Origin of the sequence: Pseudomonas sp. BW16M2 (assembly GCF_014268865.1) — a bacterium.
In the GTDB taxonomy this organism is placed as follows: Bacteria; Pseudomonadota; Gammaproteobacteria; order Pseudomonadales; family Pseudomonadaceae; genus Aquipseudomonas; species Aquipseudomonas peradeniyensis.
Genome location: NZ_JABWRI010000008.1, coordinates 83,926 through 99,575 on the forward strand (window position 1 = coordinate 83,926; position 15,650 = coordinate 99,575).

Here is a 15,650-nt window from a genome sequence, read left to right on the forward strand (position 1 = left end):
CGGAGGTAGCCATGCAAGTCTCCAAGCTAATCGACCGTCACCCAACAACCAGCGAAGGCTTTCGCCTGCTCGGTAGCTGGGTGGAGCAACCGGACGACCTGCAGCCGCCCTTGGAGGGCGATGTCAGCGCCGACGTGATCGTCATCGGCGCCGGCTTCGCCGGTCTCTCCACCGCGCTGGAGCTGCGGGCGCTGGGGGCAAACGTCGTGGTGCTGGAGCGCGAGTTCGCAGGTTTCGGCGCCAGCGGGCGCAACGCCGGTTACCTGGCCGGCAGCATGGGCGTGGAGTTCGAGCTGTTCCACAAACGGCTGGGACTGGAGCAGGCGCGCAAGGTCGTGGCGTTCTACGACGAGGGCGTCGCCTATGTGGAAAGGCGCCTGGGCGAACTGGCCATCGACTGCGACTACACCCCCTCCGGGATCATCCGCGCCGCCGTGCACCCGTCCCAGGCCGGCAGGCTGCGCAAGAGCATGGAGCTCGGTCTGAAACTGGGCTCGGTCACGCGCCTGGTCGACGCCGACGAGATGCGCGCACGGGGTATCCCGGCGGCGTTCCTGTTCGGTTGTACCCAGCACGGCGGCACCCTGGATCCGGGCAAGTACGTGCTGGGCCTGCGCCGCGCCGCCTTGCGCAGCGGCGTCAAGCTGTTCGAGCAGACCGCGCTGCTGTCGTACAGCGAGGGCACGACCATCACCTGCCGCAGCGAGCGCGGCAGCGCCCGTGCGCCCACCCTGGTCTTTGCCACCAACGCCTACACCCCGCAGCTCGGCCTGTTGCGCGACAAGGTGGTGCCGATGCGGGTCTCGGCCCTCGAAACCATGCCGTTGTCCGCGGCGCAGCTGGCGTCCCTCGGCTGGCCGCACCGCGAGGGCCTGGTCACGCCGCACTGGACCATGGAGAGCCACCGCCTGACAGCCCGCAACTCGCTGCTGATCACCACCAAGCAGCTGGGCTACGCCTATGGCTCGCGCACTCCCAACGTCCCGGACGCCGCAGCCTATGCCGCCCTGGCCCAGGCGCTGGACGAGCGCTTCCCGACCTTGCGCGGCACGGCCATTCGCGCCTGCTGGAGCGGCTACATCAGCCTGGCCTACGACGCCTTGCCGGTGGTGGGCGAGACCGGTGCCCAACGCAACATTCACTACACCGCCGGCTGCTCGGGGCATGGCGTCGGCACCCAGTCGCTGATCGGCCATCTGCTGGCCGAACGGATCGCCGGCATCGAGCACCCTTTGTTGACCGCGCTGCGCCACAAGACGCCGACCACGCTGCCCGAGCCCCTGCAATGGTGCGCGGTCAAGGCGGCGCTGTGTGGCGCCAACGGGCTTGACCGCCACCTGAACCGCAAGGTCCGCGCCCACGCGACGAACTGACTCGAACACCGTGGTTTGCCGTCAGGCCCTGTGGCCTGGCGTCGGCCGCCTGCACCTCACTGACGGAGAAAACATGAAGAGCGATTGCAACGAAGCCGCCCGGTTGACCGCCTGGGCGGCAATCCTGGGCGGGCTGTTCGCCTACCTCAACGTGGCCAGCATGGTCCTGCTCACCGACGCCGACATGGCGGTGACCTTGCGCGGCGCGACGATGCTGACCCTGGCGGACGAACAACGGGAGCTGTTCAGGCTGTCGATGTTCGCCGACATCCTCGGCTTCTACCTGCCGTTGCTGGCGATCGGCGGTTACCTGTGGCGGCGCTTTCGCGACGAAGCCGGTGCCCTGGGCGACATCGCGGTGCTGGCCATCACCTTGTACGTGGCGCTCGGCGTGATCGGCGCCGGCCTGCAACTGGCGGTACTCAACCCGCTGGCGCAGCTTCACGGCGCCGGCGGCGAGGCCGCCAAGGCGGCTGCCGAAACCGCCTGGACCACCATCGCAGTCGGCAGCCAGCGCGGCCTGTGGTGGTGTGAAGGGCCCGTGGTGCTGTTCTGGGGGATGGTCGTCGGAAAACACCTCAAGCAGGCCGGTTGGGGGCCTTCGATCCGCTGGCCGCTGGCGCTGGTGGGCTGGTGCTTCGGCCTGTTCTTCCTGAGCGGCTTCTTCGCGGCCCTGGAGCCGGTCACCTATCTGTGCCTGGTGCTGGCGGTGGTGGTCTTCCCCTTGTGGATGCTGATGTTCGGCCTGCAGCTGCGTCGCCGTATGAAGACCCTGGCGATGGGCGCCCGGGCCTGAGTGATACCTACAAAAACAACACTGTGAGGCTACCTGTATGGCTGAAAAGCCCCCCTCTGCGTCGCCGTTCGAACTGAAACGGCGGCAACTCCTGAAGTTCGCCGGGGCCTCGGCGGCTGTCGGCGGCCTAGGCCTGCATGTCGGGCTGGCGGGCGCCGATGAAAGCGCGGACAAGGCAGTGTCCGGCAACGACGGCATCCTCGATATCGCCATCATAGGCGCGGGTATCGCTGGGCTTACAGCCGCTCGCGATCTGCAGCATGCCGGCTGCAATTCCTTCGTGGTCCTGGAGGCGCGGGACCGAGTTGGCGGCCGAACGCTCAACCATGACCTGGGTTCCGGCTTCATTTCGGAAGTCGGCGGTCAGTGGATCGGCCCCGGCCAGACGGCGGTGGCCGACCTGTGCCGCGAGCTGGAGGTCGGCACCTTTCCCACCTACCACGAAGGCAAGACCGTGATCCTGGGGGGCGATCAGGGCCGCCTGGCCATCGACCTCAAGGGCACGTTCGGTACTAATGAAGAAATCGGCGCGCGGATCAGCGAACTGTCCCGCGAGGTGCCGTCCGGCGCCCCCTGGACGTCCGCCAGGGCTGCGGAGCTGGACAAGCTTTCGGCGGGCGACTGGCTTTCGCAACAGGGCATCAAGCCGGAGGATCGCCAGGGCTGGGACACCAGCTTCGCCCTCACCTGTGGGGTGACACCTTCGAAAATGGGCTTCTTGCATTTCCTGTCCATGGTCAACTCGGCGAACTGCGACTACCAGCAGCTCGATTCGATCAAGGACAGCGCCCAGGGCACGCGCCTGGTGGGCGGTTCGCAGATCCTTTCGACACGCATGGCGCAGCAGCTGGGCGACAAGGTGCGCCTGGGGTGTCCGGTGCAGCGGATATCCGGCTGGAACAGCGAGGTCACCACGCTGCACACCGAGCAGGGGCCGATCCGCGCCCGGCGGGTGATCGTCGCCATCCACCCGGCGCTGTGCAACCAGGTCAGCTTCGATCCGCCGCTGCCGGAGGGTCGTGCGGCCCTGCAACGGGCCTGGCCAGCCCACAGCCCGGCGCGCAAGACGGCCATGGTCTACCCGAAGCCGTTCTGGCGGGAAAAGGGCTTGAACGGGCACACCCATGAAGTCAACGGCCCGGTGCTCTGGGCTTGGGACAACTCGCCGCCTGGGGGGGAGATCGGGGTCATCAACGCTTTCGTCCTCAACGCCCAGTTGCCCTCCGGGCACGATGATGCCCAGCGCGCGTTGGCCCGCATCTACGCCAGGTCGCTGGGTGACGAGGCGCTGACCCCGGTGGCCTATTACGACCATGACTGGGGATTGGCCGACCCCTGGAGCCTTACCTGCGTCTCGGCGATCCCGCCGGGGTTCTGGACCACCCACGGCGAATCCCTGCGTCCGCCGTGCGGCAGCCTTATCTGGTCGGGCACCGAAACCGCCGAGATCTGGGCCGGCTACATGGATGGCGCGGTGCGCTCGGGCCACCAGGGCGCGTTGCAGGCGCTCAACGCGTTGCGCAAGGTTTAGGGGAATGGCCATGAAGAAGAAACTACTGCTGCTGTTCTCCCTGTTGATCGTCACTGGGCTTGGCTTTTACGGACGCGAGTTGGTCGGCCTGTACCAGTTGGTCAGCTATGTCGACTCGGTCACCGAGGCCCACGATGCGAACGGGCCATGGCCCCAGGTGTTCGACGGCTGCAACGGCTGCCATGGCGCCAACGGCAGCTCGCTGCACCAGCGCTACCCGAGCCTGGCGGGACAGCCGGCGGCCTATGTCACGGCCCAGCTGCACAGCTTTGCCAACGGCCAGCGTGCCTACCCGAACATGCAGCCCATGGCGCAGATCCTGAGCGCGGACGAGATCACGCTCCTCGCGGATTACTACGCCCGGCAACCCGTCGTGGTCAACCTCGGGGTCAAGCCCGATCCCGCCTTGCGTGCGCGGGGCGAGCAGTTGGCAACGGGCGGTGCCTGCACGGCCTGCCATGGCGCGCAGCTGATGGGGCAGGGCAACTTCCCGCGCCTGGCCGGGCAGGGGGTCGACTACCTGCAGGCGCAGCTCGATGCCTTCGCCGAAGGGCGGCGGGTGGACCCGAGCGGCGCGATGACCGCCATCGTCGCCAACCTCACGACGCAGGACCGCCAGGCACTGTCCCATTACCTCGCGACACTCGCGCCGCCGGCCAAGTGAGCCGGCGCGCTTTCCAACAACAACCAGAGAGACCCTAGTCATGGAAATCACAGATGTCCTTGCGCTGCTGTCGTGCGTCCTGCTGATCGCCTCGGGTGGCATTTATGGCGTGAAGTTCCTGCGCCGAGGCAACTACCTGCTGGGCCTGGAGTGCCTGATCGTGGCCTTCTCGGCCAGCAACTTCCTGCTTTACCTGCTGACGCAGTGGAAAGTCCCGTACAGCATCTCGTTCTTCTGCGACGCCTTCTCCCGCGGCTTTGGCATCCCCATCGTCGCGGTGCTCGGGCTGATGGCGGTAACCCACGATTACAAGCCTTCGGCGTTGAAGGACGCGCTGATCTTCGCGGTCACCTTCGCGGCGACCTTCGTGCTGATCAAGGCCGACTTCATGATCGCGCCGTTACCGTACTTCTACGTGGTTATGTGGGCCGGGTACACGGTGTATGTCGTCTACTTCATCGCCCGCCTGGTGGGCCTGGGCGAGCACGGCCACGCCTTGGGCATGGCACTGGCCGGGGTGCTGGGGATGGCGGTGGCGGTCATCTACGACTTCTTCCCGATCCCGGGTGACGAGACCAAGGTGGTGTTCCTGACCCTGGCCCTGGCCACCTGGTCGTACATGATGGCGCAGATGTACTACGCCTACTTCGCCTTGGAGCGCGCCAAGGCCAGGAGGGCGCTGGCGCGCTGAAGCGGCAACAGAATCGACGCCCTTTGCGCCCTGCGGGGCGCTTTTTTTTGCTTCTGGGATCTACGCGTACCGTTGTAGGTGCGGGAAAGAAAAAGGGGCGCTGAGCGCCCCTGGGTCAATTGCAAAGGCTCGGCTTCAAGCTGACGCCACCCACTCGGCGCCACGCTCGGCAATCATGATCGAGGCCGCGTTGGTGTTGCCGCCGACCAGGGTGGGCATTACCGAGGCATCGATTACCCGCAGGCCTTCGATACCCTGTACGCGCAATTGGTTGTCGACCACCGCCAGCTCATCGCGGCCCATCTTGCAGGTGCCCACGGGGTGGTAGATGGTGTCGGTGCGCTGGCGCAGCAGCTCGATCAGTTGCTCGTCGCTCTCCAGGCCCTTGCTGTACAGGTCTTCCAGCTCATAGCGCGCCATGGGCGACTGGCCGAGGATCTCGCGGGTCATGCGGTAGCCCTTGAGCAAGGTGCGCACATCGTCCTCGTGGCTCAGGAAGTTCGGATCGATGCGCGGCGCGGCGCTCGGGTCCGCCGAGGCCAGGCCGACACTGCCGACGCTCTTGGGCCGCAGCACGCACACGTGGCAGCTGTAGCCATGGCCCCAGTGCAGCTTGCGGTTGTGGTCGTCGACCGTGCCGACCACCGCGTGCAGCTGGATATCGGGGCGCGCCAGGTGAGGATCGGTCCTGAGGAAACCACCAGCCTCGGCGCCGTTGCTGGACAACAGGCCACGGCGATGGCGCAGGTAGTCGACCAGGGACCTGCCCATTTTCACACTGCCACCGAGCGACACGCCCAGCAGCGAAGTATCGCTGCTCCGGTAGCACGCCACCACGTCAGGATGATCCTGCAGGTTGCGACCGACGCCCGGCAGCTCATGGCGCACGGCGATGCCCTGTGGCCGCAGCTCGGCTTCCGGGCCGATACCGGAGAGCATCAGCAGTTGCGGGCTGCCGAAGGCCCCGGCGGCCAGCAGCACTTCCTTGCGCGCCTTGAACGTCACTCGGTGCCCCGCCACCAGGGCTTGCACCCCGACAGCCCGCTTGCCTTCGAACAGGATCCGCTCGGCATGGGCCCTGGTCACCACCTTGAGGTTGTCGCGCTGGCGCACGGGCTTGAGAAACGCGGTGGCGGTGCTCCAGCGGCGGCCGTCGCGGATGGTCACATCGTAATAGCCCACGCCTTCCTGGCGCTCGCCATTGAAGTCCGCGTTGTAGGCATGGCCGGCGCGGACAGCCGCCTCGACGAAGGCCTTGGTGGCCGCGTGGCGATGACCCTGGCCAACGTACAGTTCACCGTCGCCGCCGTGATAGTCGCCAGTGCCACGGTGGTGCATCTCGCTCTTGCGAAAGTACGGCAGCACATCGGCGAACGACCAGCCATCGTTGCCCAGCGCCTGCCAGTCGTTGTAGTCGTCGTGGTGGCCACGGATGTAGACCATGCCATTGATCGAGCTGCTGCCACCGAGCACCTTGCCCCGTGGCTGGTAGCCCACGCGCCCGCCGAGGCCGGGCTGGGCGACGGTGTTGAACGCCCAGTTGACATGCCGGGTCGGCAGGATCGCCGCCACGCCCACCGGGGTGTGGATCAACGGCGAGGTATCTTCGGGCCCGGCTTCCAGCAGGCAGACGCGGGTGTTCGGATCGGCGCTCAGGCGGTTGGCAAGCACGCAGCCGGCCGAGCCGGCGCCGACGATCAGGTAGTCGAATTCCATCGTAGTGTTCTCGAAGAGGCTGTAGAGAAGGAGACAGACGGGCCTGGGGCGGGCTCAGCCGCCCCAGGTGGTGTGCTCGATGATGAAGCGCTGGAGGTTGCCGGCCGCCGCGCGGGCCTGGGGCAGGGCGAGGATCAGCTGGAACACGTGGGGCAGGTTGCGCCAGACCTCCAGGCGCACCGGCACGCCGGCGGCCACGGCCTTGTCCGCGGCACGCACCGCGTCGTCCAGCAGCATCTCGCTGCTGCCCACCTGCAGCAGCAATGGCGGCAGGCCTTCGAAACGGCCGAACAGCGGTGATACCGAGGCATCCGCAAACTGCTCGGGGGCTGCATAGAAGCGGCGGATGCCAACGGCGAAGGGCAGGGTGAAGATCGGGTCGTGGCGGGCATTGCCCAGGGCGCTGGCGCCACTGAGGGTCAGGTCCAGGAACGGCGAGAGCAGTGCCGCACAGGCCGGCAGGGGCTCCTCGGCGTCCCGCAACCGTTGCAACAGGGCCATGGCCAGGTTGCCCCCGGCGGAATCGCCGACGAGTACGATATCCTGGGCCCGGACACCCTGTTCGAGCAGCCAGCGATAGGCCTCCAGGCATTGGTCCAGGGCGGCGGGGAAGGGATGCTCCGGTGCCAGTGGATAGTCGACCATCAGCGCCCGGGCCTTCAGCGGGCGACACCAGCTGGCGACCATGGCGGCATAGGCGTCCGGCGTATAGGCGACGAAGGCGCCGCCATGGAGGTACAGCAGCACGCGCTCCTGGCGGTGGTGCCTGGGGATCAGCCATTGCGCGGCGACGCCGTTGCACGACACGGCCTGGCGCTGGACATCGGCGGGGATGTCCTTGGCGGCCGGGCGATCGAGCAGGGCGAATTTCCTGCGCAGTTCCTCGATCTCGATGTGCAGGCCGTGACGCGACTTCACTGTCAGGCGCAGCAGCAGGGTCAGCAGGCGATTACGCCAACGGCCCTGGCGTGGGTCGATCATCTGGCGGGCCGCCTCGACGCGGTCGAAGGCGGTCATGGCGCCACCTGCGCTTCGGCGGGCACGCCCGGCCAACGGTAGTCGCGCAGCTGTTCACGCAACTGCACCTTGCTGACCTTGCCAGTGGCGGTGTAGGGCAGGGCGTCGAGGAACACCACGTCATCGGGGATGCAGAAGCGCGCCACCTTGCCGGTGTAGCAGGCCAGCAGCTCCTCGCGGCTGGTGCTGTGACCGGGCCGGGCGACCACTACCAGCAACGGGCGCTCATCCCACTTCGGGTGGGCGATGCCCAGGGCGGCGGCTTCGGCCACGGCGGGGTGGCCCATGGCGAGGTTCTCCAGTTCGATTGAGCTGATCCATTCGCCGCCGGACTTGATCACATCCTTGGCCCGGTCGGTGATCTGCATGAAGCCATCGGCGTCGAGGGTGGCCACGTCGCCAGTGGGGAACCAACCATCCTGCAGCGGGCTGGCGTTGCCACGGTAGTAGCGCTCGAGCACCCAGTGCCCCCTGGCCAGCAGCGCACCGGTGCTGCGTCCGTCTCGGGGCAGGGTGTTGCCCTGGTCGTCGACGGTCTTGAGCTCGATGCCGAACGGTGGCCGCCCCTGCTTGGCGGCGAGGGCGAAGCGGGCCTCGTCGTCAAGCGCCTGGTGCGCGGCTTTCGGCGTGTTGGCGGTGCCCATCGAGGACAGCTCGGTCATGCCCCAGGCGTGCACGACATGGATACCGAATTCCTCCTCGTAGCTGCGCATCAGCGCTGGCGGGCAGGCGGCGCCCCCGACCACCATGCGCTGTATGCTCGGCAGGCTGCGACCAACCTGGCGCATGTGCTGCAGCAGGCTCGACCACACGGTCGGCACGCCCGCGCAGAAGGTCACCTGCTCTCGTTCGAACAGCTCATGCAGGCTCTTGCCGTCCAGCGCGGAACCGGGCAACACCAACTTGGCGCCCACCAGTGTCGACGAGTAGGGCAGACCCCACGCGTTGACATGAAACATCGGCACCACCGGCGCGACGACGTCGCGGCAGGACAGCGCCAGGGCGTCCGGCAAGGCGCAGCACAGCGCGTGCACCAGGGTCGAACGGTGCGAATACAACACCCCTTTGGGATTGCCGGTGGTTCCGGAGGTGTAGCACAGGGTAGCCGCAGAGCCTTCGTCCAGCGCCGGCCAGGCGAAATCCTCGCGCTGCGCGGCCAGCAGGTCCTCGTAGCACAGCAGGTTGGGAATGCGTCGTGTCGGCAGGTGTGCGCGATCGGTCAGCGCCACCCAGTAGCGGACCCCGGGGCACTCCAGGGCGAGCGCCTCGACCAGCGGGGCAAAGCCCGGGTCGAAGCACACCACGGCATCCTCGGCATCCCTGATGATCCAGGCGACCTGCTCCTGGAACAGGCGTGGATTGACGGTATGCAGCACGGCCCCCATGCCCGAGACCGCGTAGTAGAGTTCGAAATGCCGATGGTCGTTCCACGCCAGGGTGCCCACCCGGTCGCCCGGTCGCACCCCGAGGCGCGCCAGGGCGCCAGCGGCCTGTCCGACGCGCCGGTGCGCATCGGCGTAGGTGTAGCGGTGCACGGGAACGTCATGGGTGCAGGAAACGATCTCGGTGTCGCCGTGATAGCGGGTCGCATGCTCGAGCAATGACGGAATGGTCAGCGGCAGTGTCATCATTTGACCTTGCATCGTGTGTCTCGCCTTTGATCTGTGTTGTTGTTCGTCGGCGGTTCAGCCGGCGGCTCGCGAAACCTGCGCCTCGGCGCCGCCCTGGCGGGCACGGAGGAACTCCAGGCGGCCATCCTCGACGGCGTCTTCCAGCAGCATCTTGCGGTCACGGCCGTAGTGCATGGGCACATGCCAGGGATAGGCCTTGCCCTGGCGCGGGAGGAAGTGCTGGTCGCGGGTGAGGTAGCCGGACTTGAGCGTGTTCATGATGCTGGCATCCAGCGCGTTGCCGTCGCTGTCGCTGGGCGTCACCACATCGAAACCGTGCTGCTCCATGTGCCTGAACAGGCGGCACAGGTACTGCCCGGTGAGGTGCAGTTTCAAGGTCCAGGAGATGTTGGTGTAACCGAAGATCCAGCCCAGGTTGGGCAGGTTTTCCAGCAGCACGCCCTTGTAGGTCAGGTGTTCACCGAGCTGGTAGGGCACGCCATCCACCGACAGGCTCATCCCGCCCAGTGTCTGCAGGCGCAAGCCAGTGGCGGTGACGATGATGTCGGCACTCAGCACCTGGCCGGACTTCAACAGGATGCCGTTGTGGATGAAGCGCTCGATATGCCCGGTCTCGACCGAGGCCTTGCCGCTGCGGATGGCTTTGAACAGGTCACCGTCGGGCACCGCGCACAGCCGTTCGTCCCAGGGCATGTAGCTGGGGGTGAAGTGGCGCATGTCGGCCTGCGGGCCGATCTGCCGGCGTACATGGCCAAGAATCACCCGGCGCATCAGCTTCGGCCAGCGCCGGCAAGCCAGGTACACGGCGCGATAGAGCACGATGTTGCGCTTGCGTGCCAGCTGGTTGGCCCAGCGCCGGGGCATCAAGTGCGACAACACCTGAGTGATCTTGTCGGCCGAGGGAATCGAGTAGATGTACGAGGGCGAGCGCTGCAGCATGGTGATGTGCCGGGTGTCGTCGGCCATGGCCGGGATCAGCGTGGCGGCCGTGGCGCCACTGCCGATGACGACCACGCGCTTGCCCTTGTAGTCCAGGTCCTCGGGCCAGTGCTGTGGATGCACGCGCACGCCCTGGAAGTCCTCCTCGCCGGGAAAGCTGGGCAGGAAGCCTTCGTCATGGTTGAAGAACCCGGTGCAGCACAGCAGGAACTTGCAGCTGAAATGACGCACGCCGCCACTGGCCTCGTGCACTGCAGTCAAGTGCCACAGGCGCTGCTGGCTGTTCCAGTTGGCGCTGCTGACCTTGAGGCCGTACTGGACCTTGTCGGCGATCCCGTACTGCTTGGCGGTGTCCTGGATATAGCGGCGGATGGAAGCGCCATCGGCCAGCACTTTCGGGCTGTCCCACAGGCGGAACTGGTAACCGTAACTGAGCATGTCGGAATCGGAGCGGATGCCCGGGTAGCGGAACAGGTCCCAGGTGCCGCCGATACGCTCGCGGCGCTCGAGAATGGCCAGGCTGCGGTGGGGGAAGGCTTCCGTCAGATGGCAGGCAGTGCCGATGCCGGAAAGCCCCGCGCCGATGACCAGGGTGTCGAAATGCAGGTGGCTGGTGGGTTGAGAGTGGCCAAGCCGGGCAGCGGGGACAGGCGCATCGACCGTGTCCGAGGCAGGATGGCTCATGGAGTCTTTCATGCGCTGATCTCCTGAAGCTGTTGTTGTTTTGCTCGACTGTAGATCGTCGGACAATTAAACACAACAGTTGTTATTGTAATATGCATCCGGTGAATGGCGCGACGCCGCGCAGGCTTTCGACCAGGCCTCCTTGCCTGATCGGAAAGCCTGTGAAACCTAGCGGCTGGCGGGTGCCTGACTGGCCAGGTAGTGGGCAATGGCCTGCAGGTCATCGTCCGCCAGCGTTGCTGCAATGGCATTCATGCCTTGGGTCGGATCCTGGCGATGGCCTTGGCGGAAGGCCTGCAGTTGGTCGAGCAGGTAGGCCTTGCCCTGACCGGCGATACGCGGGCCGAGGGCGCCGCCGGCCAGGGCTTCACCATGGCAACTGGCACAGCTGTGGGCGGCAATCGCCGCTTGTCCACGCCTGGCCAGTGCCTCGTCCGGGTTAGGCATTTCGCTGGTGGTCGCGGGCTGGCTGGCGAAGTACCTCGCCAGCATGTCGATCTGCGCCGCACTCAGGCTGGCGGCCAGGGGACCCATCTGGGCGCTGGTGCGCTGCCCGCTGGCGAAGGCCTGCAACTGCGCGCTGATGTAGGCGGCCGGCAACCCGGCAAGGGCGGCGTACTGCCCGTCCCGGGGCTGGCCGCCGACGCCATGGCAGACGGTGCAGGCTTCCTGGATCTGCGGCCACGGCCCGACCTTGGCTGTGGACTCGGCATAGTGCTGGTCCAGCGCCGTCATGAAGCGGTAGCCGGCCCACAGCTCTGGGCCAAGGGTGAAGGCCGCAGTGGCAAGGGCCGCCGCCAGCAGTGCGGATCCACCCAACAGGAGTCGTTTCATCATGCCGGCCTCCGACTGAGCGCCTGCAGCGCTTCCAGTGCCGCGCGATGGCCGGAGCGCACCGCGCCGTCCATGCCGCTGGCCCAGATATCGGCGGTTTCGGTGCCGGACCAGATCAGCCGGCCGACTGCGGGCTTCAGGTAACGCCCCCAGCGGGTGAGAAAGCCCGGCGGGATGGAACCGACGCAGGTGAGGCTCCAGCCATCGACCTTGCCCCAGTCGTGGTCGTGGAACTGGGTGGGGTGCAGGCCCTCCCGGCCCAGGGCCTCGGCATAGATGGCCGACAGTGTGTCGCGCGCGCGGTCCGCATCCTGGGGCAACTGCGCGGTACGCACGAACGCCGCCAGCACGCCGACGCTGCCATCCGGTGGCGAGTTGTCGTAGGACAGAATCAGCGGCCCATCGGCCTGGGAGACTTGGCCATTGAGGCCCTTGTCGCGCCAGAACGGCCGTTCGTACACATGCACGGTCTTGCGCATCGGCGCGTGGCAGGGCCAGAGCCGTTGCAATTGGGCGCGGCCTTCGGGCAGCGGCGGGTCGAACTCGATCTGCTGACACAGGCCCGGGTGCAGCGCGGCGATGACCTGGCGCGCACGGAACACACCCTGGTCGGTATGCAACTCAACGATGTCGCGATCCCAACCGACGATCCTGCGCACTGGGCAGGCCAGTCGCACCCGCTCGCCCATGGCCTGGGCCATTTGCCGGCTGACCACCTGGGAACCGCCGACGATACGGGTTTCCTGGGCACCGCCCTTGAAGCCCTCGAGCTTTTCCATGCTGCTGTCGGCGGAGTTGACGATGGACAGGTAGTGCAGCAGTGACAGGTTGGCGGGCGGTGTACCGGTGGTCAGGCCGATGGAGGTGTCGAAGCTGAGCCGTTCCACATTGTCGACGCCTTGCTGCGCCAGCCACTGGCCGACCGAGAGCTGGTCGAGCCGCTCGGCGTCCGCCGCGGTCCAGGGCTCCTTGCTGGGCACGGCGCGGGCCAGCGCGTCGAGTTTGTGTACGATCGGTGAACCGGGATTTTGGCCGCTGCTCAGGTCCTGCGCATAGAGGGCATCCTTAACCTGGTAGACCGTCCTGCCCTGGTAATAGGTGGGGAAGGTATCGATGCCAAGCTCGCGCAGCAGGTCGAAGATGGCCGTCTGGCTGGGCCCGATCCATTGGCCGCCGGCCTCGGAGACCACGCCGTTGCCCAGGTCGTGGTTATAGGTACGACCGCCCACCCGGTCCCGCGCCTCCAGCACCACGAAGGCTTCGCAGCCCGCGCGCTGAAGGTCCCGGGCAGCAGTGAGCCCGGCCAGCCCGGCGCCGATGATCGCCACGTCCAGGATGTTTTCCGGCACGCCGCGCAAGGCCTGCGCCACCACCCGCCCGCTGAGTGCCACACCGCCCATCAGGGTCGCGCCAGCGAGCGCCTGCACCAGCAGGCGCCGCCGTTGCGACGACAACACTTTGTTTTCAGGGTCCATAGTGCCTCGGTCAACGCTGTTGTTTTAATTTAGATAACCGTAGTTATGTAAATTAACCCAGCGTCGTCACGATGCAAAGCGAAGTTTCCGTACACCGGTGAACGGCGATCGGAGAAGGGCGGTAAGAGGCGCGGTGAAGGCACGCCATGACCCATTGCGGGCCATGGTCGGGAGTAATGCGGGGTTACTTGCGTTTGCCGGCAGGGGGCGAAATCAGGGCCATCAGCGCGTCGAGCAGGGCCTGCATGCGCTCACCGCTGAAGCGCTCAGGCTCGATGGGCCACATCATCATCCAGCCGTCGCTGATGGCGCTGATCTGGTCAGCCAGCAGATCGGCGGCAATGTCGTCGCGGATCTTGCCCTGGCGCTGGCCGTTTTCCAGCACGGCGGTGAACACCTGGCGGAAGCGGGCGTAGCGGTGCCTGATGATCCCGGCGAAGGCCGGCTCATGCTGGGCATGGTTGAGCAGCTGCAGCCAGGCCAGCCAGCCATACGACTCGTCACTGCTGAAGCCCTGCAGCCATTGCTGGATGACTGCGGTGATATCCGCCACTTCATGATGGTTTTCCAGCAAGGCGTCGAACTGGTCGAACAGGCTCTGGGCCACGGCGCAGACCATTTCTTCCTTGTTGGCGAAGTAATAGGTCACGGCCCCGGTGGTGCAGCCGGCCTGCTGCGCGACACGGCGCATGGAGGCACCCGAATACCCCTCCTTGGCTATAACCGAGATCGCCGCCGCCAGCAATTCGGCCCGTTTCGCGTCGCGGTCACCCACTGGTCGCCCACGGCGGGCTGCAGTGGCGGGCGAACTGTTCGAGGCATTGGCGGTGCGGATCTGGGAGTCAGGCATGGGCGCTCGTGAAGTTGTCTGGTTCGGTCGGGATCGTCGCTCGGCGGCCCCTGCCGGCGTCAACGGCGCGGCAGAGGCATGTTGCGAAAATACATCATCCTGACCGCTAAGGGCAGGGGCTGGTCAGCTTGCGCCGCACCCCGCCACGGCAACCGCACGGATCTCGACACACAGCCCGGGGAGGGCCAGCTCGGTCACGCCGACGGCAGTCCAGGAAGGGTAGGGTGCGGGGAAGTAGGTGTCCTTGACCTGTGCAAACGCCGCGATTTCGGCCTGCAGCCGAGTATGGTAGGTGGTCAGTTCGACGACGTCCGAGAGCCGGGCCCCGGCATGCTCGAGCACCCGCTCCAGTGCCTGGAACGCCGACCTTGATTGGGCCTCGATGCCGTTAGCAGGCTGCATGTCGCTGTCCAGGCCCACCTGGCCGGAGACCCAGATCAGGTCACCGACGCGGGTGGCCTGGGCAAAATGGAAGGTGTCGTAGAACACCTGGGTGTGCGGCGGATTGATCGGCTGACGCTTCAGATTATGCGTATTCATGGGCGCTGCCTCTCAGATCAGTTGGCGAAAGGTCGGATGACGAAACGCATCGCCCGCCACCAGGTGCCCGAGCTCCTCGGTGAACAGCACGCCTTGCCGGGGGTAACGCGCAGCGCTTTTTGCCGGCAGTGGACTGAAGGTGGCGTCGTCGCCGAAAAAGCGGAACACGAAGGTGCGCCGGCTGGGAAACGCCGGATCCACTGCTGCGCCACCGTGCAGGGAGCCGGGGTGCAGCAGCACCACGTCGCCGGGTTCGGTGGCCCAGGACAGGATGTCGTAGGCCTGTGGGTTGCGCATGCGCTCGGCCTCGATATCCGGTAGGCGGGGCAGGGCACCGTTGCCATGCAGCGGCTGGGTAGGGTCGTCAGGGGCGGCGAAGGTGGTGCCGTCATAACGTGGCCCACGGTGCGAGCCACGGATGATTTCCAGCGCGTTCTGCTTGGGCACCGCGTCGAAGCTCACCCAGGCATTGCCCCAGTGGTTGCCAGCCCAGGGCAGGTAGGAGGTGTCCTGGTGCCACAGCGTGCGCGCGCCATGGCCACCGGCCTTGAGGAACACTTCTTCGGCAAAGTACCAGACCTGGCGCGAGCCCCAGACTCGCGCGAACAGCTCGCCGAACGGCAGCGAGGCCACCAGCGCTTCCAGTTTGTCCTTGGCCTTGGGGTTGGCGTTGTCGACATGGGATTGCTGGGTGGTGCCGGCGAACATGCGGGTGGCGTGGGGGCCGTGATTGGCCACCGCCCAGTCGAAGGCTTCGCGGCAGCGAGCCAGCTGCTCTGGGGTCAGCAGGCCTTTGACCAGTACCGCACCATCTTGATGAAACGCCTTGCTCAGCGAGTCTTGCATCAGTGTGCTCCTGATGTGGGGTGTGCAGGTCTGGGTAAGGCTAGTGCGTGAACCAATTTAACA

General features: G+C 66.5%; 14 protein-coding genes. 5 read left to right on the forward strand and 9 right to left on the reverse strand.

The features are described from left to right. The first annotated feature begins 11 nt into the window (after nucleotides 1–11). The 5 genes from HU735_RS09895 (at nucleotide 12) to HU735_RS09915 (ending at nucleotide 5,055) form a co-directional block, all read left to right on the forward strand. Nucleotides 12–1,373 carry an FAD-dependent oxidoreductase gene (locus HU735_RS09895; RefSeq protein ID WP_186713329.1) on the forward strand — a complete coding sequence of 454 codons (1,362 nt, stop codon included), beginning with the start codon at nucleotides 12–14 and terminating at the stop codon, nucleotides 1,371–1,373. A 73-nt stretch (nucleotides 1,374–1,446) separates the two neighbouring features. Beyond that, nucleotides 1,447–2,169 carry a hypothetical protein gene (locus HU735_RS09900; protein WP_186713330.1) on the forward strand — a complete coding sequence of 241 codons (723 nt, stop codon included), beginning with the start codon at nucleotides 1,447–1,449 and terminating at the stop codon, nucleotides 2,167–2,169. A 37-nt stretch (nucleotides 2,170–2,206) separates the two neighbouring features. Next, the gene (locus tag HU735_RS09905; protein WP_186713331.1) at nucleotides 2,207–3,700 is read left to right on the forward strand and encodes an FAD-dependent oxidoreductase; all 1,494 of its coding nucleotides are present in this window, start codon (nucleotides 2,207–2,209) and stop codon (nucleotides 3,698–3,700) included. A 10-nt stretch (nucleotides 3,701–3,710) separates the two neighbouring features. Next, on the forward strand, nucleotides 3,711–4,364 hold the full coding sequence (locus HU735_RS09910) for a c-type cytochrome (protein ID WP_186713332.1): 654 nt from the start codon (nucleotides 3,711–3,713) through the stop codon (nucleotides 4,362–4,364). A 40-nt stretch (nucleotides 4,365–4,404) separates the two neighbouring features. Then, entirely contained in the window at nucleotides 4,405–5,055 is a 651-nt protein-coding gene (locus tag HU735_RS09915) for a hypothetical protein (RefSeq protein WP_186713333.1), read from the forward strand. A 135-nt stretch (nucleotides 5,056–5,190) separates the two neighbouring features. Here the strand turns inward: HU735_RS09915 and HU735_RS09920 are convergent, their stop codons facing one another. The 9 genes from HU735_RS09920 to HU735_RS09960 all read right to left on the reverse strand — a co-directional run bounded on the left by HU735_RS09920 (nucleotide 5,191) and on the right by HU735_RS09960 (nucleotide 15,587). Then, complete coding sequence (locus HU735_RS09920; RefSeq protein WP_186713334.1) at nucleotides 5,191–6,771, reverse strand: choline dehydrogenase; 1,581 nt, start codon at nucleotides 6,769–6,771, stop codon at nucleotides 5,191–5,193. Between the two features lie 54 nt (nucleotides 6,772–6,825). Continuing rightward, nucleotides 6,826–7,788 carry an alpha/beta hydrolase gene (locus tag HU735_RS09925; RefSeq protein ID WP_186713335.1) on the reverse strand — a complete coding sequence of 321 codons (963 nt, stop codon included), beginning with the start codon at nucleotides 7,786–7,788 and terminating at the stop codon, nucleotides 6,826–6,828. Then, nucleotides 7,785–9,431: a 3-(methylthio)propionyl-CoA ligase gene (locus HU735_RS09930; RefSeq protein WP_186713336.1), complete on the reverse strand. Its 1,647-nt coding sequence runs from the start codon at nucleotides 9,429–9,431 to the stop codon at nucleotides 7,785–7,787. Before HU735_RS09930 ends, HU735_RS09925 begins: the two co-directional genes overlap by 4 nt. 42 nt (nucleotides 9,432–9,473) lie before the next feature. Further along, complete coding sequence (locus HU735_RS09935) at nucleotides 9,474–11,054, reverse strand: NAD(P)/FAD-dependent oxidoreductase (protein ID WP_238349783.1); 1,581 nt, start codon at nucleotides 11,052–11,054, stop codon at nucleotides 9,474–9,476. A 156-nt stretch (nucleotides 11,055–11,210) separates the two neighbouring features. Next, entirely contained in the window at nucleotides 11,211–11,879 is a 669-nt protein-coding gene (locus HU735_RS09940; RefSeq protein ID WP_346655355.1) for a c-type cytochrome, read from the reverse strand. Beyond that, the gene (locus tag HU735_RS09945) at nucleotides 11,876–13,351 is read right to left on the reverse strand and encodes an FAD-dependent oxidoreductase (RefSeq protein ID WP_186713337.1); all 1,476 of its coding nucleotides are present in this window, start codon (nucleotides 13,349–13,351) and stop codon (nucleotides 11,876–11,878) included. The genes HU735_RS09940 and HU735_RS09945 overlap by 4 nt, the downstream gene beginning before the upstream one ends. 184 nt (nucleotides 13,352–13,535) lie before the next feature. Continuing rightward, nucleotides 13,536–14,201 carry a TetR/AcrR family transcriptional regulator gene (locus tag HU735_RS09950; protein ID WP_186713338.1) on the reverse strand — a complete coding sequence of 222 codons (666 nt, stop codon included), beginning with the start codon at nucleotides 14,199–14,201 and terminating at the stop codon, nucleotides 13,536–13,538. Nucleotides 14,202–14,324: 123 nt separating this feature from the next. After that, complete coding sequence (locus tag HU735_RS09955) at nucleotides 14,325–14,741, reverse strand: RidA family protein (protein ID WP_186713339.1); 417 nt, start codon at nucleotides 14,739–14,741, stop codon at nucleotides 14,325–14,327. A 12-nt stretch (nucleotides 14,742–14,753) separates the two neighbouring features. Beyond that, nucleotides 14,754–15,587 carry a phytanoyl-CoA dioxygenase family protein gene (locus HU735_RS09960; protein WP_186713340.1) on the reverse strand — a complete coding sequence of 278 codons (834 nt, stop codon included), beginning with the start codon at nucleotides 15,585–15,587 and terminating at the stop codon, nucleotides 14,754–14,756. Nucleotides 15,588–15,650: the final 63 nt, after the last annotated feature.

Coding starts and splice junctions, on each gene's coding strand:
- HU735_RS09925 (WP_186713335.1), bottom strand. CDS start 7,788: ATGACCGCCTTCGACCGCGTCGAGGCGGCCCGCCAGATGATCGACCCA.
- HU735_RS09955 (WP_186713339.1), bottom strand. CDS start 14,741: ATGAATACGCATAATCTGAAGCGTCAGCCGATCAATCCGCCGCACACC.
- HU735_RS09900 (WP_186713330.1), top strand. CDS start 1,447: ATGAAGAGCGATTGCAACGAAGCCGCCCGGTTGACCGCCTGGGCGGCA.
- HU735_RS09915 (WP_186713333.1), top strand. CDS start 4,405: ATGGAAATCACAGATGTCCTTGCGCTGCTGTCGTGCGTCCTGCTGATC.
- HU735_RS09895 (WP_186713329.1), top strand. CDS start 12: ATGCAAGTCTCCAAGCTAATCGACCGTCACCCAACAACCAGCGAAGGC.
- HU735_RS09960 (WP_186713340.1), bottom strand. CDS start 15,587: ATGCAAGACTCGCTGAGCAAGGCGTTTCATCAAGATGGTGCGGTACTG.
- HU735_RS09945 (WP_186713337.1), bottom strand. CDS start 13,351: ATGGACCCTGAAAACAAAGTGTTGTCGTCGCAACGGCGGCGCCTGCTG.
- HU735_RS09950 (WP_186713338.1), bottom strand. CDS start 14,201: ATGCCTGACTCCCAGATCCGCACCGCCAATGCCTCGAACAGTTCGCCC.
- HU735_RS09910 (WP_186713332.1), top strand. CDS start 3,711: ATGAAGAAGAAACTACTGCTGCTGTTCTCCCTGTTGATCGTCACTGGG.
- HU735_RS09935 (WP_238349783.1), bottom strand. CDS start 11,054: ATGAAAGACTCCATGAGCCATCCTGCCTCGGACACGGTCGATGCGCCT.
- HU735_RS09920 (WP_186713334.1), bottom strand. CDS start 6,771: ATGGAATTCGACTACCTGATCGTCGGCGCCGGCTCGGCCGGCTGCGTG.
- HU735_RS09930 (WP_186713336.1), bottom strand. CDS start 9,431: ATGCAAGGTCAAATGATGACACTGCCGCTGACCATTCCGTCATTGCTC.
- HU735_RS09905 (WP_186713331.1), top strand. CDS start 2,207: ATGGCTGAAAAGCCCCCCTCTGCGTCGCCGTTCGAACTGAAACGGCGG.
- HU735_RS09940 (WP_346655355.1), bottom strand. CDS start 11,879: ATGATGAAACGACTCCTGTTGGGTGGATCCGCACTGCTGGCGGCGGCC.